The organism is Kitasatospora sp. NPDC001660 (assembly GCF_053596725.1).
The window spans coordinates 218,878-239,214 of the sequence record NZ_JBSFGU010000009.1; the positions used below are offsets into that span (position 1 = coordinate 218,878).

Below are 20,337 nucleotides of genomic sequence, written 5' to 3' on the forward strand. Positions count from 1 at the left end.
CCGCCGGGCCCGGCCCTGGACTCCTCCTCACCCCCGGACTCCTACTCGCCCCGGACGACGATCCGCCCCACGCTCAGCCCGTCCGCCACGCGCTGGACGGCGTCGGCGGCCGACACGAGCGGGAGGCGGGCGCTGACCAGCGGGCGGACGGCGCCCTCCTCCGCCAGCTTGGTCAGCTCCTCGTGCGCGGCCTGGACGGTCTGCGGGGCGTGCGTGTTGTAGAGGCCCCAATGCAGGCCCAGGATCGCGTAGTTCTTCACCAGCGCGTGGTTGAGCGCGGGCGCCGGGATCTGTCCGGCGGCGAAGCCGACCACCACGATCCGGCCCTCGAAGGCGATGCACTTCGTCGAGCCGGTGAAGGCGTCACCGCCGACCGGGTCGAAGACGACGTCCGCGCCGCGGCCGCCCGTCGCCTCCTTGACGGCGGCGACGAAGTCCTCGGCCGTCCGGTCCACCACGAGGTCGGCGCCGAGCGCACGGGCCGTCTCCGCCTTGGCCGGGCCGCCGGCCACGGCGATCACCCGGGCTCCGGCGGCGCGGCCGAGCTGGACCGCCGCGCTGCCGACCCCGCCCGCCGCCGCGTGCACCAGCAGCGTCTCGCCGGCGCGCAGCCGGGCCCGGCGGTGCAGGGCGAACCAGGCGGTCTGGTAGCCGATGTGCAGTGCGCTCGCCTCGGCGTCGTCCAGCGTCTCGGGGGCGGGGAACGCGGCGGCGGCGTCGAGCAGCGCGTACTCGGCGAACGCGCCGTGCGGCAGCACCGGGTTGCCGATCAGCCGCTCGCCCCGCCGGGCGCCGTCCACCACCTCGCCGCACAGCTCGACGCCGGGCGTGAACGGCAGCGGCGGGCGCACCTGGTAGTGGCCGCGCACCATCAGCGCGTCCGGGAAGTTGACGGCGGCCGCGCGCACCCGGACGAGCAACTGCCCGGGCCGGGGCACCGGTTGCGGCACGTCCTCGGCCAGCCGCATCACCCCGAGCGGCTCGCCGAGCTCGCCCACCTGCCAGGCCCTCATAGCGCGTTGCCCTTCTCAAGTCCCTGCTGGAGCCGGTTCATCGCGGCGAGCCAGCGGTCCGGCTCGGTGGCGCGGGTGCGGTAGTACTCGGCGACCTCGGGGTGCGGGAGGATCAGGAAGCGGTCCTCGCGCAGGCCGGCGAGGGCGGCCTCGGCGACGTCCTCGGGGTCGAGGGCGGTCGGCGCGAGCAGGGCCTCGCCGACGGCGCCGGTGGCGGCGAGCATGTCGGTGCGCACGCCCTGCGGGCAGAGTGCGTGGACGTGGATGCCGCGGTGGCGGTAGGTGGCGGAGAGCCACTCGGCGAAGGCGAGCGCGCCGTGCTTGGTGACGGCGTAGGGGGCCGAGCCGAGCATGCTGAGCAGTCCGGCGGCGGAGACGGTGGCGAGGAAGCGGCCCCGGCCGCGTTCCAGCCAGTCGGGGAGGAGTAGGTCGGCGGCCCTGACGTGGGCGAGGACGTTGACCTCCCAGGCGCTCGCCCAGGCCGCGGCGGGCGCGTCGGCGCCGCCCACCGGGGCGACGCCCGCATTGGCGCACCACACGTCGATCTCGCCGAGCGTCTCCCGGGCCCGCCCGACGAGTGCGGCGAGTCCGTCGGCGCTGGCCGCGTCCCCGGGCAGCGCGGTGCCGCCGACCTCGGCGGCGACGGCGCGGGCGGCCTCCGCGTCCAGGTCGTTGACCACGACCCGCGCCCCGGCGGCCGCGAAGGCCGTCGCGAGCGCGGCGCCGATGCCCCGGCCGGCGCCGGTGACGACGACACCCTGTCCGTCGAATCCGTCGAGGCTCACAGCCCGCCGCCCAGCGTGACGCCGCCGTCCAGGACGAGGGTCTGACCGGTGATCCACCCGGCGTCGGGGGAGAGCAGGAAGGCGACGGCGCCGGCGATGTCCTCGGGCACGCCGAGGCGGCCCAGCGGGTACTTGGCGGCGACCTTCTCCTCGCGGCCCTCGTAGAGCGCCTCGGCGAACTTCGTCTTGACGATCGCGGGGGCGACGGCGTTGACCCGGATCCCCTGCGGGCCGAGCTCGGCCCCGAGCTCCTCGGTGAGCCGGATCAGCGCGGCCTTGCTCACGCCGTACATGCCGATGCCGAGCGAGGCCCGGATGCCGGCGACGGACGCGACGTTGACGATCGAGCCGCCGTGCTCGCCCATCCACGCGGCGTGCGCCCGGCGGGTCCAGGCGAGCGGGGCGAGCACGTTGACGGCGAGGATCTTGGCGGCGGCGTCCTCGTCGGTGGTCAGCACCGGGCCGTAGACCGGATTGATCCCGGTGTTGTTGACCAGGTGGTCGAGCCGCCCGAAGGCCTCCAGGGTGCGGGCGACGGCCTCCTCCTGGTGGGCCGGGTCGTCGGACCGGCCGGCGACGGCGATCGCGTTGTCCGGCCCGCCCAGGTCGCGGACGGCGTCGGCGAGCGGCTCGGGGGAGCGGGCGGTCAGGCAGACCTTGGCCCCGCGGGCGACCAGCTCGCGCGCGATCCCGAGGCCTATGCCCCGGCTCGATCCGGTGACGACGGCCACCTTGCCCTTGAAGGAGTGCACCACGGAGGGTCCTGCCTTTCGCGCGGTTCGACGTGAGGAGCTGCGGCTAAACCAGCTGACTAAGCGCTTGCTCAGCATGGTGTCGGTGCGGGAGCCTGTCAACAGCCCGTCCGCTGCGGCCGGCCCGGGGCCGGCCAGGTCCGTCCGGCGGCCGGGGCGAACGCGCGTACGACTTCTCTGCGAGGATGACGCCATGACCAGCACGCCCATCGCCGACCTCTGGCCCGCTCTGCCGGGCGGCACCGACACCCGCCCCGAGGCGGCGTACCGGCTGCTCCAGGCCGCCGTCGAGTCCTTCGCCGAGCGCGGCTTCCACGCCACCACCACCCGGGACATCGCCACCGCCGCCGGGATGAGCCCGGCCGCGCTGTACATCCACTACCCGTCGAAGGCCGCGCTGCTCGCCGAGATCAGCCAGGCCGGGCACGCCGCGACGCTGGCACTGGTCCGGCGGGCGGCGGCGGGCGCGGGGGAACCCGCGGAGCGGATGCGGCGGCTGGTCGAGGAGTTCGCCGCGTGGCACGCGCGGGGGCGCATGGTCGGCCGGGTGGTCAACTACGAGCTGCACGCACTGCCCGAGGACGCGTACGCGGTCGTCGCGGCGCTGCGGCTGGACATCGAGCGCGAGGTGAGCGCGCTGATCGAGGAGGGCGTCGCGGCGGGCGCCTTCACGGTCTCCGAGGTGCGGACGGCCGCCCGCGCGGTCACCTCACTCGGCATCGACGTGTCCCGCTGGTACACCGACCGCAGCACCGAGACGCCGGAGGAACTCGGACGTCGCTACGGCGAGTTGGTGCTGCGGATGCTCGGCGCCGAGGTCTGACCGCCCACTCTCCTCCAGCCTTTCCAGGCCTTGACCGGGCTCCCGGCGGCGAGCAGACTCGTATACGAAGTACGTGTGCCTCGTAGGTCGACAACGCAGGTGTGCGCCGCAGGTGCGCACCGCCGCTCGGGTGCCCGCCACGGTCGGTCGTGGCGGGCACCCCGCTGTCGGGCGCGATGGTCTATGCGGTGGCCAGGCAGAACCCCACGAGTCCGGCGTCGACGTCGAGGATGATCCGCTCCATCTCCGTCCAGTCCGGCTGGAAGCCCTGGCCCCACTCGACGGTGAAGCCGAGCACCTTCCCCTGGTCGGGGTTCACGAAGTGCCGGGAGAACGCGTAGTCGTCGCTGGTGCCGCTGGTCGGGTAGAGCTGGAAGCCCTGCTCCGGCGTGTACGTGACGCCGCGGACGCCGTTGAGCGCCTGGCAGAAGCCCTCGGCGAGCAGCACGGCGTTGTCGGAGTCGGTCTTCTCGATGAACTCGGCGTACGCGAGGTCGCCCTTGAGGCCGCGGGTGTGGTCGAAGGCCGGATTCAGGAAGTTCTCCGCAGGGTCGGTCGACTGGTTCTCGTCGTCGCCCCAGTTGCGGAGGATGTCCCCGCCGTAGCTGTGTACGTCGACGAGCCACCTGGTCCCGGGGAACTGCTCCAGCACCGAGCGGACGTTGCGGGTCTCGGGCTCCGAGAAGGCGCTCGGGCCCTCGTAGACCTGTGGGTCGCACGGGTCGGCCGAGGTGTGCGGGTCGGCGGTCGGGGCGAAGGCGGTGGCGAAGTCGAAGAGGAAGTCGAAGTTGCGGTTGATGTCCACGCCGACGCAGGCCGGGTCCGAACGGCCGCCGCTGTTGGCCGGGTTGCGGTTCTTGCGCCACATCGGGTCGACGGTCTGGCTGTACAGCCGGCCGTCCGGGTTGACGAGCGGGAACAGCACCAGATCGAGGCGCTGGAGCAGGCCCTGCACCTGGTCGGCGGTGTAGGTGGTGCCGCCGTAGCCGAGGCCGGTCCCGCCTTGGAAGGCCTCGAGCAGGTCGGCGGCGAGGTGGACGAGGATCTCGCAGCTGCCCCACTCGCGGGCGTGCACGCCGCCGAGCATGACCACGCAGTCCCGTGAGGCCGACGTGGCGGTGCTGATCCTCAGGGCGTGCGAGGTCCGGCCCTCGACGGAGGGTTCGGGCAGTGTGACGAGCTCGGTGAGATTCGGGAAGGAGGTGGCGAGGGCGGCCACCGCGGAGTCGACCTCGTCGATGTTCAGGTAAGGCATGACGGCTCTCCTCCCGGGTCAGCCGGCGAGTTTGGTGGCCAGACCGCGCGGCACGGCGCCTGCGGCGAACCGGTTGCCGGTGCCGACCTGGGCCTGGGCGGCGCGGCCTTCGGCGCTGGCGTTCCCGACGCGGGTGACCGTGACGCCCTCGCGTTCGAGGGCGGGGATCCGCTGGTCCGGGACGTACGCGTCGATGCTGACGCTGCCGTCGGGAGCGATGCTGGGGCGGCCGCCCGTGTCGGGGCGGACCTCGCGCAGCAGCGCGCGCAGGGTGTCCGCGTCCCTGGCGGTGACGCGGACGCGGAGGATGTCGTTCGGGAGGGGATCGTTGGGGACGGCGGACATGACGGCCTCTTTCAGGCGCGCTCTTCCGGGCGCTGGGGATATGTCCGACGTGTACCTCGTATCCTCAGGATGCGCCGCCGCCGTAGAACGCGTCAAGCGGGGCCCGGGGCATCCGGTCGAGCAGGCTGTCCAGTCCGGCCAGCAGCTCGGCCTCGTCGTCGAAGTCCGCGAACCGGGGCACCAGCGCGCGTAGTCGGGGGTAGTCGGTGGCCGACAGCCGGTGCAGGCCGAGGCGCAGCGCCGGGTCCGGCTCGGCCTCGTTGTCGACGACCTGGCGCTTGTCGACGAGGTTGCAGCCGAGGTTCCAGGCGACGAAGGCGCGGTAGACGGTGAGGGCGGTGGAGTCGTCGAAGCCGGCGCGGCCGAGGACGGCGAGGACGTGTTCGGTGAGGTCGAGCACGGGTGCGGGCCGCCGGGCCATGGGCACCGCGAGCGGGCGGGTGGCGACGAGCGGCAGGATCTCGGGGTGGGCGTGCGCGACGGCGGCGAACGTCCGCGCGATGCGGCGCAGTTCGGCGCGCCAGGCGGGCTCGGGGGTCTGCGCGGAGCGGCGGAGGCGGTCGTTGACCTCTTCGAAGAAGGCCTCGATCAGCCCGTCGAGCAGGGCCTCCTTGCCCGGGGTGTACCGGTAGAGGGCCATGGACTCGACGCCGAGCTCTCCGGCCAGTCGCCGCATGGTGAGCGCCGACAGCCCCTCGCGGTCCACGAGCGCAACGGCCGTCCGGAGCACCAGCGGGCGGTTCAGGCGCGCCCGCTTCTCGGGGCCGTCCTGACCGGGGCCGTCCTGCTCGGCCATGTCCGCTCTCCTCCATGGTGGGGGTCAGAGAAGGGGTGCAGAGGGATACAGAACCAGGATACAAGGTAAATATGCTACTGAACGAGATGAATAGGACGCGATCACGACGCCGTGGCGGCGAGGTGCGCCGCGAGGCCGCCGATCACCGCCGCGGAGGCGAGGGGCCGTGAGCGGCCGGGCGCGCGGGCGGTGAGCGCCACGAGGCAGGCCGCGACGGCCCGACCGGGCCGGCGATGCCGTAGCCGGCGAGGAGCCCCGCGACCGGCTCGGCGCTCATGCACCTGCCTCGCTTCGCTCACTCACGCCGCCCGCCTCGCTTCGCCCGGCGAGCGCTTCGGGGGCGCTGGTCATGCCCCGATCGCCGGACCTCAAGTGCCCCCCCCGCAACCGGGTTTCCGGGTCGTTCGGCTACGGTGAACGTACGTTGTCCGTGCCGCTCCAGAGGAGACCGAATGTCCCGTCAAATCGCTCCCACGACCGAGCTGTTGGCCGAGGCCTGGCACTCCTGGGCGGAACGCGGCAAGGGGTTGGACGGCGAGGCGTGGGCCCGGGACACCCGACTGCCGGGCTGGACGGTCCTGGACCTGTTCGCACACGTGGCGCCCGCCGCCGAATCGTTCACGCAGCTGCGCGGGGCCATCGTCGACGGCCCGGCGAACGTGGAGACCGGCGCTGCCATCCTGCGCCACTTCAACCAGCCGGGCGGCCTCGCGCACACCGCCGCGGGGCACGTTGCCGATGTCGCGAAGCAGGCCGCCGCCGCGACCGACCCGGCGGGGCTGATCGCCCGGTTCGAGGTCGAGGGCCCGGCCGCGCTGGCCGGCTACGCGGACCTGTCGCCGGACAGCGTGGCCGCCCACCCGCTGCTCGGCAGTGTGCGGATCGGCGCGCTGGCCGAGGTGGCGCTCATGGAGGCGACCGTCCACCTGCTCGACCTGATCGCCGTCGTCGGCGGCCCGCCGCCCGCCGACGCGGCCCTGCACGCGACCCGCGCGCTGCTCGCCGAGGTGGCCGACCCGGTCGCGTTCATCGAGGCGGCCTCCGGCCGTTCGGGCGCCGCGGTGCTCCCGGTGATCCGCTGATCCGCCCTTGGGCCTGACGCTCCGTGGGCTCCCCCGTGGGGTCCTTCTCCGCAGGTCAGGCGTACGATGTGCGCCGGAACTCCGCAGCGGGGAATTCGGGGAAGACGGGGGAGCGGTCGATGTTCGACATCGTATGGTGGATCGCGCCGGCAGTGCTGTACGGCGGCGGGTACGTCGCGAACAACGCCCGCCGGGCGATGAAGACCCGGCACGAGCGCAAGCTGGAGCTGCTGGAGGCGGCGGACCGCCAGCGGGCCGCTCTGGAGGCGGCCAAGCGCCCGCCCGAGCCGGTCTGCGGCTGCACGCACCACCTGGCCAAGCACGACAAGCAGGGCCGCTGCCACGAGGAGGTCGAGGCGCCGACCGCGTGGGACGCCGACCGCCGGCCGGTGCAGTTCGAGCCGCGCCAGTGCAACTGCCAGCAGTACGTCGGTCCCGAGCCGCTGGGGACGGTCTTCGCCCAGGAGCTCGTGGACCCGCGCTGAGAAGCGCAGGAGCCCCTGGGTGGCAGGCCGGCCTGCCACCCAGGGGCTCCTGTCGTGCGGGCGGCAGCGGCGGCGATGGCCCGTGGGATGCCTGGAGTTCGACGGCGTTGGGGGCGTGCGGTCAGTCAGTCCGTCTCGGCGGTGAAGCGGGCGCGGTCGCGCTGCACCTGCGACCCGGCCGCGTGCTGGGACTCGCGGCGCTGGGCGGCGCGGCCCGCACCTCACGGTTCCAGCCCGAGCCGGACAGGATCTGGCCCGGGCCGCACGGCGCGCCATCGGGCGGTGGCCGCCGCACCGGGCCCGGCGGCCCGCACTGACGCGCACTCATAGGGCTGTTACCGCATCGTTACCAAGGAATGTTGCGGATCATTCGGACAATCCGGCCGGGACGTGACCCGGCTCACGAAGGCTTGTGCTATTGGCTCCGTGCCGTTTACGGTCCTTCTCGTTCGTCTCTGTACGAAACGAACCCCGCTCTCCGGAACGCCGAATCCTGCCGCCGGACCGGGCGGGCACGTGCACCCATGAAGCACCACGGCAGGGGCGGGGGACCCACAGGTAAGTCGCCTCATCCGGGCTGGTCCCGGCGGGGCTAGGGGTGAAGCCGCGTCTCTGCGCGGCCGGGCTGCTCCAGCCCGAACCCGACAGCTCACCTCGCAGGCGTGGGAGAGGAATCGCACTTCATGCTGCCCGTCAACGCTCGCCCCAGCCTGTTCGCTGCCGGTTCCATCAAGCGCATCGTCGCGGCCGCCGTGGTCGTCGGCGTCGGCGCCGGCGTCCCGGTGGTCGCCGCCACCGCCTCGAACGCCGCCCCCGTCACGTCCGCCCCGGTGCACTCGGTCCAGGCCGCCCCGGCCGCCGCCCCGCAGGCGCCCGCCGGCTACACCGTCCGGAGCGGTGACTCCCTCACCAAGATCGCCACCGCGCACAACGTGCAGGGCGGCTGGCAGAAGCTCTACGACCTCAACAAGTCCGTGCTGACCAACGGCCCGGACAAGATCTACCCGGGCCAGCACCTGACCCTGGGCGGGGCCGCCCCGGCGCAGGCCCCGGCTGCGCCGGCGCCCGCTGCGGCTGCGGCCAAGCCGGCTGCCGCCAGCCCGCTGGCCGCCGCCCCGGTCGCGAACACCCCGGCCGCGCTGCAGGCGCTCGCCGCCTCGATCGTCCCGGCGAACCAGCTGGCCTCGTTCGACCAGATCATCAGCCACGAGAGCGGCTGGAACGTCCACGCCACCAACCCGAGCTCGGGTGCCTACGGCCTGCCGCAGGCGCTGCCCGGCAACAAGATGGCCTCGGCCGGTTCCGACTGGCAGAACAACCCCGCCACCCAGCTCAAGTGGGCCCTGCAGTACATGAACACCGTCTACGGCAGCCCGAACGCCGCCTGGGCGTTCTGGCAGGTGCACCAGGCGTACTGATCGGACCTCTCCCGATCAGTACGGCCTGATCGGACCTGATCGGCCTGTTCGAACCGGTGGGTCCGGGCGAGTACCGCCCGCCGACCGGACGTCCGGTCGGCGGGCGGGCTGCCAAGCGGCCACCTGAACGGCCCGGTTCACGTTGCGGTGCGTGAGCCGGGCCGTCGGCGTACCCGGGGTCCGGACGGGACCGCGGCGCGGTCAGTCCGCCGCGCCGCAGCGCGCCAGGCGCTCGGCGAACACGGCGAGGTCCTCGTCCCCCCAGCTCCCGCCGGGTCGGCCCGGCGCCGGTTTCGTCCGGGCCGACGACCAGGATCTCGTCCGGGGTGCCGAGGCAGGCGCCGTAGTGGAGGTGGACGCCCTCGGTGTCGAGGCCGGTGAAAGCGGCCCGCCCGTCGAGCACCACCACCGTGTCCTCCGCGCCGGCGGGGAAGCCCTCGCCGGCGAGGCGGCGACCGGTGGTGACCCGCACCGGCCGGCCCACCCGGGTGAGCGTGGTGCGGTGGCGGGTGGCCAGGGCCGAGACGCTGCTGATCCCCATGATGCTGGACCTGCACACCAGTGCCGGATCCGGCAAGCGCACCCGCGGCAAGCCGGGGGCGGCCCACGAAGGGGTGTGTCGGCCGCACAGATTGCGGCGGGCACACCCGTGGGAACATCCGGCCGGCTGACACGCTGTCCGGGCGTGGTCCGAGAATCGGGTGATCCAGGGGACGGTAGTGAACTCCCGTGGGATGCTGCTGCTTTGGTCCGACTGCCGCACCGACCCGGGGGAGCCACCCATGCCACTGTTCGGCAACCGCAAGAACCTTCCGAAGCCGCTGTGCGACGAGCACGGCCCGTGCAAGGCGCTGGCCGAGATCTCGGTCTTCGAGGTCCGTGACCGGCTGCGGCTCCTGTTCGCCCCGACCCGTGCCCTGGGCCCCGACCCCATGGCCCGGCAGGTCGACGATGAGCTGTCGGTCGTCCTCTGCGTGAACGGCGGGAAGCGGGGCGGGAAGACCGAGGCCCTGTCGATAGCCGAGCACGCCGCCGACCAGTGGAGCGTCAGCCGGGCCGAGCTCTGGGAGCGGGCCTTCGCCAACCTGGCCACCGAGCACCTCAACCGCCAGTCCTTCAACGCGACGAACGGCGACGTCCTCTACGCCGTGAACGGGACGGGGGTGTGGCCCGGCGCCGCCCAGGCCCTGCGCCTGGAGAACGCCCTGGGCGGGGCCGAGCTGCCCCACGGCGCGCTGGTCACCCTGCCGACGAACAACGCGTTCTGCGCGGCGCCGATCCGCAGCGGCTCGTCGCTGACCGCGATCCGCTTCATGATCGACCTGTCGAAGGAGCTCCAGATCAACGACCCGGCCCCGCTGACCTCGTCGATCTTCTGGTACCGGGACGGCTGGCTGGAGAACCTGAACGTCGGCGACAACGGCATGATGCGGCCGTCCGCCCGCTTCCGGGAGATGGCGAACAGCCTCCCCGCCACGTGAGCCCCGTCCAGGCCCGCCACGGCCGGCTACGCCGGCGCGGCGGCGCCCGGCCCTCGCATGCCGCCGGTCGGGGCCACGGCCTCGGCCCTGAAGATCGGGCTTGCCCTGATCACCGGTCTGACCGTGACCGGGCACTCCGCCCAGCAGGCCATGGACAAGGAAGCGGCCAGGGCACGTCCGCCGACTACAAGGTCACCGACAGCGCCTTCAACGGCCTTGACCCGGCTGCGTCGGCCCAGGTCGCCAAGGTGGCGGGCCGTCGCGTCGGGCGGCGGAACCCGACCCTCCTGTCGCCGCGTCCGTAACTGCGCATAAGGAGCCTCGGCCAGCTCCGACGCCCGTGCCCGGGCGGCGCTGGAGCGGCTGATCCTCGGCGGCTGAGCTCCCGGGTCACCGTACTCTGCCGAGGAGTTGACTTGCGGCGGGTAGGGGAATGACCCACGAACCGCGATCATGCTCGGGACTCGGGCGCCTGCAAAGCCGCTGCTCAGCCGCCGTATGCCGGTAAAGAAACCCTTCAGGGCCGCCACCGCGCGCCCCACCCGTCCGCCCGTTGTCCGGAGGTCCCGTCCGTCATGGGGTGGGGACGGCTGTGGCACGATGCCCGGAAGGCCGTCCCACCTGGGCCGATCGCGACAGACAAGACGAAGGACCGCCCCCCATGGCCGAGACCGACCACCCGCTCGCCTACCGCCCGGCGACCGTCGCGGACGTGCCCGCGCTCGTCGCCCTCGTCGAGTCCGCCTACCGCGGTGACGCCAGCCGGGCCGGCTGGACCTCCGAGGCCGACCTGCTCGACGGGCCGCGCACCGACGCCGACAAGGTCGCCGCCGTGGTCGGGCACCCCGACGGCGTCGTCCTGGTCGCCGAGCGGGACGGCGAACTGCTCGCCTGCTGCCAGCTGGAGCGCCGCGGCGACCACGCCTACTTCGGCATGTTCTCGGTGCAACCCGGCCGCCAGGGCGGCGGCCTCGGCCGGTCGGTGCTGGCCGAGGCCGAGCGGATCGCGGGGGAGCAGTGGGGCGTGGCCGTGCTGGAGATGAAGGTGATCGAGCAGCGCGCCGACCTCATCGCCTGGTACGAGCGCCGCGGCTACCGCCGGACCGGTGTCTACAGCCCGTTCCCGTACGGCGACGAGAGCGTCGGCATCCCGCGCCGGGCGGACCTGCGCTTCGAGACGCTGGCGAAGTCGCTGACGTAGTGGCCGGGGCGGTCCGCTGACGCGCCGTTTTTTCCACATACCCCTGGTTGTCGGCCTCTTCTGGCACCGGCGGTCACTCCGGTGAGGAGCCGAACCGCATGACCTCCGGTGCGGGGCCGGGCAGGTAGGGGTGCAGGGGGCGAGGTCTGGTCCGTTCGGGGAGCCGGTGGCGGTGTTCTTGGACTCGGCAGTCCGGTGGGCAGGTCGGGCGCGGCAGCCTCCGCGGCGGCGAGAAGTATGCCGAGCCCGCGCAGGCGGGCCGCATCGCCGATTCCGTCGCCGGGCCCTGGCGGACACAGGGCACGGCGGGCCTTCGTGGCCGCGCATCACCAGGAGCAGGTCGGACCGAGGGGGACCGTGGTAACCCCTCTCTTCAGTACAATGACGCTGATACTGCAGAGGATACATTGAGGCATCAATGTGTCAACAGAGGCGTGGGGAGTTGGCTCGGCGATGCGTACCGACGCGACGGAGGTTCTGGACTCGGCGATTCCGGTCCTGGCCAAGGACCGGGCCGCGTCCATGCAGGTCATCGCCAAGCGGGCGGGTATCAGCCGGGCGACCCTGGTCCGCCTGTTCCCCACCCGTCAGCACCTGGTGCAGGCCATGGCCGCGAAGATCCTCGACGACTGCGACCGGGCCCTTTCCCGTGCCGAGGCCGACACCGACCCCATGGAGCAGGTGCTCGCCGCCCTGGCCGCCGAATACCCGCCGTTCGCCCAGCTGTGGAACCTCGTCTATGTCGAACCCGACGTCCTCGGCGTACCCGAGGCCAGCGCCCGGGCCGACTCGATTTTCGACCGGACCGTCAGGTTCTTCAAGCGCGGCCAGAAGGCCGGACTGCTGCGCAACGACATGCCGGCCACCTGGCTGGCCTCGACGTTCTGCGGTCTGGCCGAGACCGCATGGGAGCTGACCCTCGAAGGCGACATGGGTCCCCGCCAGGCTCCGGACTTCATCACGGCGATCCTGTTCCACGGCGCGGCCGCCTGACCGCCTCCCGGGGTCCGAAGCGGTCGGCGCTCCCGATCCTCGAGTGCGTGGCGCCGCCCGGCCGGCCGCGCCTGTGGCGGTCCAGCGTCGCGGGCTCGCGGTGGCGTGATGGACTGCCTCTCGATTGCGGCCCAGGTCGATCGCGACGGGATCTCGTGTCGCGACCCGCGCCAACGACGACCCGCAGTGGCGGCCGCCGCACTCCTGCGGGTTGACGAAGTGGTGGGCGGCGTCCAGCGCCACCCCCACGGCAGTGACCGCAACCGCCCGCGCAATCCCCGCTCGACCGCAGGGCAGTCACCATCGATTCCTGGGCATCCGCCCAGTAAGCCGGCCCGAGCATCGAATGCCCGGTGGGAACGGCTCGAATCCATCAGCCAGCCATCAGTGCCTCTGTTGACACATTGCTGTGTCAAAGTATCCTCTGTTGCATCGGCCTCACCTCACCGGCGGGGCGGGTTGCTGCTGGTCGGCGTCCCACTCGGCGTACGCCGACGGGCCGGCGAGCCGACACCCCCCCACGGCGCGGAGGCCTCCCCCGGTAAGACGGGGTGCTCGTTTGAAGCCTGCGCGGCTTCCCCGCCCACAGGCGGCCCGACGAACGCAACGGAGCGTTCGGCGACACCCTCGTATTGGCCCGTGTCAGAAAGCAGATCGGTCAACAGCCATGACGATGCAACGCCGACACTTCCTGCGGAGCGTTGGCCTGGGCCTGCCCAGCCTCGCCGTTCTCGCCTCCCTGTCCGCCTGCGATGACAACGGGGACAACGGGGAGGAGAACGGGACACCGGGCCCGTCCAGGCGCAAGAAGGTGATCGTCGTCGGCGCGGGGATCAGCGGCCTGGGCGCCGCCCGCTACCTGGCCGACAAGGGGCACGACGTGTCGGTGCTCGAAGCGCGCGACCGCATCGGCGGGCGGATCTGGACCAGCGAGAAGTGGTCCGGCACACCGCTCGATCTCGGCGCGTCGTGGATCCACGGCATCGACGGCAACCCGATCACCGATCTGGCCAAGAAGGCCGGTGCGAAGACCGCGGTGACCGACCTCGAAAGCGCCACCGACTACCTCGCGAGCGGCCAGGAGATCGAGGGCGCCCAGGCCCAGGCGCTCGATCGCTGGCGGAAGGCCACTGCCGACGCGCTGTCGTCCTTCCAGAAGAAGGACGACGACGATGCCTCGATCCGCAGCGTCGTCCAGAACGCGCTGGGCTGGTCGAAGCTGTCGGACAGCGACAAGGCACTGGTCTCCTACGCGCTGAACGACTACGAGCACGAGTACTCGGGCAGCGTCGACCAGATGTCGGCCCTGTACTTCGACGACGACGCCAAGATCAAGGGCAAGGACGTCCTGTTCCCGGGCGGCTACCACCAGATCACCGACTACCTGGCCAAGGGCTTGGCGGTGCAGACCGGACAGGTCGTCCAGCAGATCGACTGGACCTCCGCCGGCGTGACGGTCACCACCGACAAGGGCACTGTCCAGGCCGACCACGTCGTGGTCACGCTGCCGCTGGGCGTCCTGCAGAGCGGATCGGTCAAGTTCGGCCCCGGCCTGCCCCAGGACAAGACCACTGCGATCGGCAAGCTCGGCACGGGTGTCCTCAACAAGTGCTACCTGCGCTTCCCCAAGGTGTTCTGGGCGGACACCGACTGGCTGGAGTACGTGCCCGACCTGGGTAGGTACGGACAGTGGGCGCAGTGGATCAACGTCGCCCGCCCCACCGGCCAGCCGGTGCTGCTCGGCTTCAACGCCGCCGACTTCGGCCGCACCATCGAGGGCTGGAGCGATGCCCAGATCGTCGACAGCGCCATGAGCACCCTGAAGACCATCTACGGCGGCAACATCCCCCAGCCGACGGACTACCAGATCACCCGCTGGGCCTCGGATCCGTACGCACAGGGCTCGTACTCGTTCACCAAGCTCGGCGCCACGTCCGACATGCGCAACCAGCTCGCGGCCGCCGTGGACGGCCGGGTGCACTTCGCCGGCGAGGCGACGGACCGCAAGGACTACTCCACCGTCCACGGCGCCTACCGGTCGGGCCTGCGCGCGGCCAAGGAGATCGCCGGCTGACACCGCCAGCCGCGTGACGAATCCCCGGATTGTCCCCCCCGTCGTGTGGGCGGCAGGGAACACGACCGGGGTTCGTCCACCAGGACCCCGCCGGGCGCCCCCGACGCCCGCGGGACGGTAGCCCCCGCCGGTGCGTACCCCCGGCACTGGCCCCGGAGAGCGCGCATACGCGGGCCGCAGCGGACCGGCAGCCAGGCGATGCGCCGGGCCGTCGGCGACCTGACCGCGGCGCCGACCTCGTGGCCGAGGCCGAGACCATGGTGAAGGAGAACGTGCCCGGTCTCGACGTGTCGCCCGAGCTGATCACCGGGCATCCGGCGGCCGTCTTCGTCGATCAGGTTCAGCAGGGGGGTGCCGAATGCGATTGCGACGGCCGACAGCTGGGCAGGGTGCTCCGACCACGTCCCGCGTCGGCCAGGGCCAGGCCTGGAGCTTCAGTGCTCGGGAGTGGGCACGATCGCGATCGGGCAGTTCGCACGGTGCAGGAGGCCGTAGGGGACGGAGCCGAGCCGCATGCCGGTGAATCCGCCCTGCCCGCGGCGGCCGACGACCACGGCGAGGGCGTGTTCGGAGGCGGCGCCCAGCGTCTCGACCGGGTGGCCGTGCACCAGTTCGTGGGTGACGGTCACGTCGGGGTGGTGCTCGTGCCGTCCGGCGGTGGACTCGACGAGCAACCGGCGCAGGGTCTGTTCGGTGGTGGCCTCGTCGAGGTTGCCGATCGGCGGGCGCTGCCACACCCAGATGGCGCGCAGGGCGGCACGGCGTTCGGCGGCGAGGTCGAAGGCGAAGTCGATGGCGGCCTGCGAGGACGGGCTGCCGTCCACGCCGACCACGACGTAGGGCGGGTCCTGGGTGACGTGCTCGGGGTCGCGGACGACCACGACCGGGCAGGGGGACTGGGCGCTCACGGGGATGGTCACCGAGTAGGCGCTCAGCAGCTCTTCCGTCCGCCCCAGCCGACGGGAGCCCAGGACGATCAGCTCGGCGTGGACGGACTCCCGGTACAGCACCAGGGCCGGGAGGTCCTCGTCGACGGCCGTGACGACCTCCAAGCCGGGGTGCCGTTCGCGGGCCGTGCGGGCGGCCCGGTCGAGCGCCTGGTCGGCGCGCTGGCGCAGGGCCTTGCGGTAGCGGCCCTCGTCGAAGACGTGGAACTCGTGGAACAAGGACGGGATGGCGTGCACCAGCCGCAGCGGCAGTCCGCGGCGGTCGGCCTCGTCGGCGGCCCAGGCGGCGGTCATCCGGCCGGTGTCGAGTGCGTCGACGCCGAGGACGACGGGGCGGCGCGGGCCGTCCGAACTCACGCGTGTCATGGCTCCTCCTCGGACGGGCGACCGGACCTTGCTCCCACGCTAGGCAGGCCCGGCGCCCGGCACGAGGGCCGACCGGCCCAGGGCCGTGAGCCTGGCGGCCCCACCTGTGACACCCCGGACCGGCAGCTCGGGTCGGTCCTCGGGGCCCTGGGGGGCGGACCGCCGAGGGCGGCAGAGTGGAGCGCAGGCCGAATGAGGAGGTGGCCACGACGGTCCGTTTCAAGGTCGTCACCCGGCCGACCCGCCCCCCCCCGAACCCCTCCGCTTGACCTGCGGACGTCCTCCGGCCGTCGGTTGCCCTACTGAGTGGCGCGCATCCGCTCCTCGATCCGTCGGCGGACGTCGGCGGTCAGGTGGGCCAGCCGCTCGGAAACGGCGGCGGCGGGCATCTGCGGGGAGCGGATCCGGCGTGCGGCGGGCGGGACTCGGGCGAGATCGGTCTCGAAGGCGGCCCGTGCCTCGGAGAGTGTGCCCGGCGGGTTCGTCCGCTTGCCGTCCGTCATGACCGTCCGCAGCAGAGGCGTTGTCCCCGGCGGGTCCGGCTCGTCCGAGAGCGCGATCGTGTCGGTGAGCCCCGGGCCGCGGTGCACCTGCTTGGCGCCCGGCGCGGTGACCTTCCCCGTCGACAGCTTCATCATCGGCCGCCCGTCGTACGCGACCAGCTTGTAAGCGGCGTCCAGGTACGGCGCGTCCGCCGACACCCCGACAAGGGTCCCGACCGCGAAGGCGTCGATCGGCGCGCCGTCCCGCACCAGCCGTTCGATCCCGTACTCGTCGAGCCCGCCGCTGGCCGTGATCCGCACGCCGTGCAGTCCGGCGGCATCCAGGATCCGCCGTGCGGTGACCGCCAGCGCACCCAGGTCCCCACTGTCGAGGCGCACGGCGCAGCCCTCCTGGAGCCCCAGCTCCCGCAGCACCCCGGCGGCGACGGCGACCCCGCCCGCGGTGTCGTAGGTGTCGACCAGGAAGGTCACCGGCCCCGGGTGGGCGCGGGCGAACGCGCGGAAGGCAGCCGCCTCGTCGCCGAACGCCTCGACGTACGAGTGTGCCATCGTGCCGACCGCGTGAAGCCCATACGCATGGGCCGCCGCCACGTTGCTCGTCCCGGCGAAGCCGACCATCGCGCCCAGCCGCGCCGCCTGGGCGCCCGCCGGGACGCCGTGGGTGCGCCGCAGCGAGAAGTCCACCACCGGCCGCCCGTCCGCCGCCAGCACGCAGCGCGCGGCCTTCGATGCCACGGTGCTCTGGTGGCACACCTGGTTGAGCAGGTACGACTCCACGAACTGCGCCTCCGGCAGCGGCGCGGTGACCTCCAGCAGCGGCTCCCCGGGCAGCACGATCCGCCCCTCCGGCACGGCCCGCACCTCGCCGGTGAAACGCAGATCCAGCAGGGGTTCCAGCTCGGTATACGGGCGGCGCAGCGCTTCGGCGAACGCGGTCACGTCGGTCTCGTCCACCCGGAGTTCGGTGAGGTGGTCGAGGGCCGGTTCCAGGCCCGCCGCGACCAGGAAGCCGCGTTCGGGCGGGGGCTTTCGGACGAAGAGGCTGAACGTGGCGGGTGCTGTCATGTCCTCCCGCAGGTAGGAGAGGGCCATCGTCACCTCGTACAGGTCGGTGACCTGGGCGTTCGACATGGCGTCAGATCCCTTGCTCGCGGAGCCGGGCTGCTGCCGACCCGGCGAGGTGATGATCTGCTGGTCGGCATGGGCTGGGACGGGATCGGCATGGTCACCGTTCGCAGGGTGATCTCGGCGCCCTCGTCCAGGGCGAGGACGCGGTCGGCCTCCTCGCCGCGCGCCGTGACCGCGATGATCGTCGCGTCCGAGCGCCCGCTGTCCGTCGCCGTAGTCATCTCGCCCCGCTCCCTGGTCGCTGGCCGGCCGGTTCGGCGGTCACCGCCATCGTGCCCACACGCCGGCGCCGGCCGCTTGGGCCGAACAGCCCCGACTCCACCCACAGCTGTCCGGTGTGCGATCAGGGCCCGCCCAGCCCAGCCGATCGGCCCGATGGCCCCTGGTGGCCGAACCAGCCCGTGGGGTTCGGTGGGACTGGAGGATCGGAGGTCCGACATGACCGAGCTGCATGCCGACAGGCAGGCGGCGCGGCGCACGGCCCACGGCTCGCGCGCCTGGCTGGAACCGGCCCTGCTCGCCGTCACCGGCGCGGCGCTGGCCGTCGGCGGGATCGCCTGGCTCGCCGGCGCCGGGACGCTCGCCGATGCGTGCTGGGCCGCCGGAACCGCGGTGGCGATCATCCCCTCTCTCGTCTGGGTGATCAGCGCCCTGCGCCGGGGCCGGGCCGGGGTCGACCTGATCGCTGTCCTCGCCCTGGCCGGCACCCTCGCCACTGGCGAGTACCTGGCCGGAGCCCTGATCGCCTTCATGCTCGCCACCGGCCGCTGGCTGGACGCCGCCGCCGAACGCCGCGCCTCGCACGATCTGCGCCACCTGCTCGAACACGCCCCGCGCTCGGCCCGCCGCCGCATCGTCGACCAGGTCCGCACCGTCCCCCTCTCGGAGGTACGGGTCGGTGACCTCCTGGTGGTCGGGCCCGGCGAGGTCGTCCCGGTCGACGGCCGGATCGAGAGCGGAACCGCCGTCCTGGACGAGTCCGTCCTGACCGGGGAGTCGGCGCACATCGAGCGGGCGGCGGGGGAGACGGTCCGCAGCGGCGGCGTCAACGCGGGCAGCGCCTTCGACCTCCACGCGACGGCCACCGAAGCCGACAGCACCTACGCGGAGATCGTGCGCCTCGCCCAGCAGGCCGGTGCCGAGAGCGCCCCGGTGATCCGGCTCGCCGACCGGTACGCCGCCTGGTTCCTGCCGCTCTCCCTCGCCGTGGCCGGCCTGGCCTGGCTGCTCAGCGGATCGGCGGTGCGGGCGGTGGCCGTGCTGGTCGTCGCCACCCCCTGCCCGCTGCTGCTCGCCGCACCGGTCGCGATCGTCTCCGGCCTGTCCCGCGCCGCCCGCCAAGGCGTCGTCATCCGCGACGGCGCCGCCCTGGAAACCCTCGGCCGCGCCCGCACCCTCGTCCTGGACAAGACCGGCACCCTCACCACCGGCCGCCCCCGCGTCATCGACATCGCCGCCGCCCCCGGCCACAGCGTGACCGAAGTCCTCACACTGGCCGCCTCCGTCGACCAGTACTCCCCACACGTCCTCGCCCGGGCCATCACCGGCGAAGCCCACGCCCGCGGCCTGACCCTCCTGCCTGCGCACGACATCACCGAGACGCCCGGCCGCGGAGCCAGCGGCCACGTCGACGGCACGGTGGTGAGCGTCGGCAGATACGACGGCTCACCGCTGCCCGCGTGGGCCAAGGCCGCCGACAACCGCGCCACCCTGGACGGCGCCGCCACCGCCTGGCTGTCCGCCGACGACACGCCCACCGGAACGATCCTGCTGCGCGACCCGCTCCGCCACGACGCCCCCCGCACCCTGCGCCGTCTGCGCGAAGCCGGCATCACCCGCCTGCTCATGCTCACCGGCGACCGCCCCGAGCCGGCCCGCGAGATCGCCGCCGTCCTCGGCCTCGACGACGTACGGGCCCGGCAGACCCCCGCCGACAAGGTCGCCGCCGTCCGCGCCGAACGCGAGCGCGCCGTCACCGTCATGGTCGGCGACGGCGTCAACGACGCCCCCGCCCTCGCCGCCGCGGACGTCGGCGTCGCCATGGGCGCCCGCGGCTCCAGCGCCTCCTCCGAGGCCGCCGACATCGTCCTCACCACCGACCGCGTCGACCGCCTCGCCGACGCCGCGACCATCGCCGTCCGCGCCCGGCGCATCGCCGTCCAGAGCGCCCTCGGCGGCATGCTGCTCTCCCTCGCCGCCATGGTCGCCGCCGCGTACGGCCTGCTCCCGCCCGCCGTCGGTGCCCTGCTCCAGGAAGCCATCGACGTCGCCGTCATCCTCAACGCCCTGCGTGCCCTACGGCTCGACCGGACCGCCCTGCCCACCATCGAACCGGCCACCGAACAGCTCATCCGGCACTTCGCCGCCGAACACGACGACCTGCGCGAGGTCATCGAAGCCGTCCGCGAAGCCGCCGACCAGCTCACCGACACCACCGGCCCGCAGGCCCTGCACGCCGTCCGCCACGTCAACCGGCTCCTCACCGAACAGCTCCTGCCGCACGAACTGGCCGAGGAACACCAGCTCTACCCGGCCCTCGCCCCCGCCCTCGGCGGGCCGGAAGCCACCGCCACCATGAGCCGTGCCCACACCGAGATCCACCGCCTCGCCCGTCGGGTCGCCACCCACCTGCAACTCGCCGACGCCAATCACGGCCGCCTGCGCGACGAACAGCTCGACGACCTGCGGGCCTGCCTCTACGGCCTCCACAGCGTGCTGCGCCTGCACTTCGCCCAGGAGGAGGAGAACTACTTCTCCCTCGCACACTGACCGAACGGTGGGGTCGGGGGCGGTCGAGTCGACGGCGGCCTGAAGCTGGTCAACGGCGTGACCGTCACCGGGCCCGGCTCGGTGGTCGAGAACCTCACCGTCCACGGCTACCTCGCCAACG

The 20,337-nt window shown here is 73.0% G+C and carries 18 protein-coding genes and 1 riboswitch; of the genes, 9 read left to right on the forward strand and 9 right to left on the reverse strand.

What is annotated here, in order from left to right; translation table 11 throughout:
• Positions 1-41: 41 nt before the first annotated feature.
• From ACWCXH_RS13350 to ACWCXH_RS13360, 3 genes are read right to left on the reverse strand one after another with little or no spacing between them, the layout of a single operon-like run.
• Positions 42-1,013, reverse strand: a complete 972-nt coding sequence (locus tag ACWCXH_RS13350) for an NADPH:quinone oxidoreductase family protein (RefSeq protein WP_449801538.1) — start codon at positions 1,011-1,013, stop codon at positions 42-44.
• Positions 1,010-1,798, reverse strand: a complete 789-nt coding sequence (locus tag ACWCXH_RS13355; RefSeq protein WP_449801539.1) for an SDR family NAD(P)-dependent oxidoreductase — start codon at positions 1,796-1,798, stop codon at positions 1,010-1,012. Before ACWCXH_RS13355 ends, ACWCXH_RS13350 begins: the two co-directional genes overlap by 4 nt.
• Complete coding sequence (locus tag ACWCXH_RS13360; RefSeq protein WP_449801540.1) at positions 1,795-2,553, reverse strand: SDR family oxidoreductase; 759 nt, start codon at positions 2,551-2,553, stop codon at positions 1,795-1,797. Before ACWCXH_RS13360 ends, ACWCXH_RS13355 begins: the two co-directional genes overlap by 4 nt.
• 190 nt (positions 2,554-2,743) lie before the next feature.
• Here ACWCXH_RS13360 and ACWCXH_RS13365 point away from each other — a divergent pair, with 190 nt between their 5' ends.
• Complete coding sequence (locus ACWCXH_RS13365; protein WP_449801541.1) at positions 2,744-3,373, forward strand: TetR/AcrR family transcriptional regulator; 630 nt, start codon at positions 2,744-2,746, stop codon at positions 3,371-3,373.
• A gap of 181 nt (positions 3,374-3,554) precedes the next feature.
• Here ACWCXH_RS13365 and ACWCXH_RS13370 read toward each other — a convergent pair whose 3' ends face one another.
• From ACWCXH_RS13370 to ACWCXH_RS13380, 3 genes are all read right to left on the reverse strand, one after another.
• Positions 3,555-4,628: a M14 family metallopeptidase gene (locus ACWCXH_RS13370; RefSeq protein WP_449801542.1), complete on the reverse strand. Its 1,074-nt coding sequence runs from the start codon at positions 4,626-4,628 to the stop codon at positions 3,555-3,557.
• A gap of 18 nt (positions 4,629-4,646) precedes the next feature.
• Positions 4,647-4,973, reverse strand: coding sequence for a hypothetical protein (locus tag ACWCXH_RS13375; protein ID WP_449801543.1), 327 nt, complete (start codon positions 4,971-4,973; stop codon positions 4,647-4,649).
• A gap of 64 nt (positions 4,974-5,037) precedes the next feature.
• Positions 5,038-5,769 carry a TetR/AcrR family transcriptional regulator gene (locus ACWCXH_RS13380; protein WP_449801544.1) on the reverse strand — a complete coding sequence of 244 codons (732 nt, stop codon included), beginning with the start codon at positions 5,767-5,769 and terminating at the stop codon, positions 5,038-5,040.
• 452 nt (positions 5,770-6,221) lie between these two features.
• Between ACWCXH_RS13380 and ACWCXH_RS13385 the strand changes: the two genes are divergently transcribed.
• The 7 genes from ACWCXH_RS13385 to ACWCXH_RS13415 all read left to right on the forward strand — a co-directional run bounded on the left by ACWCXH_RS13385 (position 6,222) and on the right by ACWCXH_RS13415 (position 14,503).
• A complete protein-coding gene (locus ACWCXH_RS13385) occupies positions 6,222-6,851 on the forward strand; it encodes a maleylpyruvate isomerase N-terminal domain-containing protein (RefSeq protein ID WP_449801545.1) in 630 nt (209 codons plus the stop codon).
• A 119-nt stretch (positions 6,852-6,970) separates the two neighbouring features.
• Positions 6,971-7,336, forward strand: a complete 366-nt coding sequence (locus ACWCXH_RS13390; protein WP_449801546.1) for a hypothetical protein — start codon at positions 6,971-6,973, stop codon at positions 7,334-7,336.
• Between the two features lie 554 nt (positions 7,337-7,890).
• Positions 7,891-8,012, forward strand: a riboswitch (cyclic di-AMP (ydaO/yuaA leader).
• A 7-nt stretch (positions 8,013-8,019) separates the two neighbouring features.
• Positions 8,020-8,754 (forward strand): LysM peptidoglycan-binding domain-containing protein, encoded by a 735-nt coding sequence (locus ACWCXH_RS13395; RefSeq protein ID WP_449801547.1) that lies wholly within the window; start codon positions 8,020-8,022, stop codon positions 8,752-8,754.
• 782 nt (positions 8,755-9,536) lie between these two features.
• A complete protein-coding gene (locus tag ACWCXH_RS13400) occupies positions 9,537-10,235 on the forward strand; it encodes a hypothetical protein (RefSeq protein ID WP_449801548.1) in 699 nt (232 codons plus the stop codon).
• 661 nt (positions 10,236-10,896) lie between these two features.
• Positions 10,897-11,436 carry a GNAT family N-acetyltransferase gene (locus ACWCXH_RS13405; RefSeq protein WP_449801549.1) on the forward strand — a complete coding sequence of 180 codons (540 nt, stop codon included), beginning with the start codon at positions 10,897-10,899 and terminating at the stop codon, positions 11,434-11,436.
• Between the two features lie 453 nt (positions 11,437-11,889).
• Positions 11,890-12,429 (forward strand): TetR/AcrR family transcriptional regulator, encoded by a 540-nt coding sequence (locus ACWCXH_RS13410; protein ID WP_449801550.1) that lies wholly within the window; start codon positions 11,890-11,892, stop codon positions 12,427-12,429.
• 673 nt (positions 12,430-13,102) lie between these two features.
• A complete protein-coding gene (locus ACWCXH_RS13415; protein ID WP_449801551.1) occupies positions 13,103-14,503 on the forward strand; it encodes a flavin monoamine oxidase family protein in 1,401 nt (466 codons plus the stop codon).
• Positions 14,504-14,937: 434 nt separating this feature from the next.
• Here the strand turns inward: ACWCXH_RS13415 and ACWCXH_RS13420 are convergent, their stop codons facing one another.
• The 3 genes from ACWCXH_RS13420 to ACWCXH_RS13430 all read right to left on the reverse strand — a co-directional run bounded on the left by ACWCXH_RS13420 (position 14,938) and on the right by ACWCXH_RS13430 (position 17,668).
• Positions 14,938-15,816 carry a universal stress protein gene (locus ACWCXH_RS13420; protein WP_449801552.1) on the reverse strand — a complete coding sequence of 293 codons (879 nt, stop codon included), beginning with the start codon at positions 15,814-15,816 and terminating at the stop codon, positions 14,938-14,940.
• 299 nt (positions 15,817-16,115) lie between these two features.
• Entirely contained in the window at positions 16,116-17,450 is a 1,335-nt protein-coding gene (locus tag ACWCXH_RS13425; RefSeq protein WP_449801553.1) for a nicotinate phosphoribosyltransferase, read from the reverse strand.
• Entirely contained in the window at positions 17,414-17,668 is a 255-nt protein-coding gene (locus ACWCXH_RS13430) for a hypothetical protein (protein ID WP_449801554.1), read from the reverse strand. Before ACWCXH_RS13430 ends, ACWCXH_RS13425 begins: the two co-directional genes overlap by 37 nt.
• 217 nt (positions 17,669-17,885) lie before the next feature.
• On the opposite strand from ACWCXH_RS13430, the gene ACWCXH_RS13435 reads away from it, so the two are divergent.
• Complete coding sequence (locus ACWCXH_RS13435) at positions 17,886-20,216, forward strand: heavy metal translocating P-type ATPase (protein ID WP_449801555.1); 2,331 nt, start codon at positions 17,886-17,888, stop codon at positions 20,214-20,216.
• The last annotated feature ends 121 nt before the right edge of the window (positions 20,217-20,337 follow it).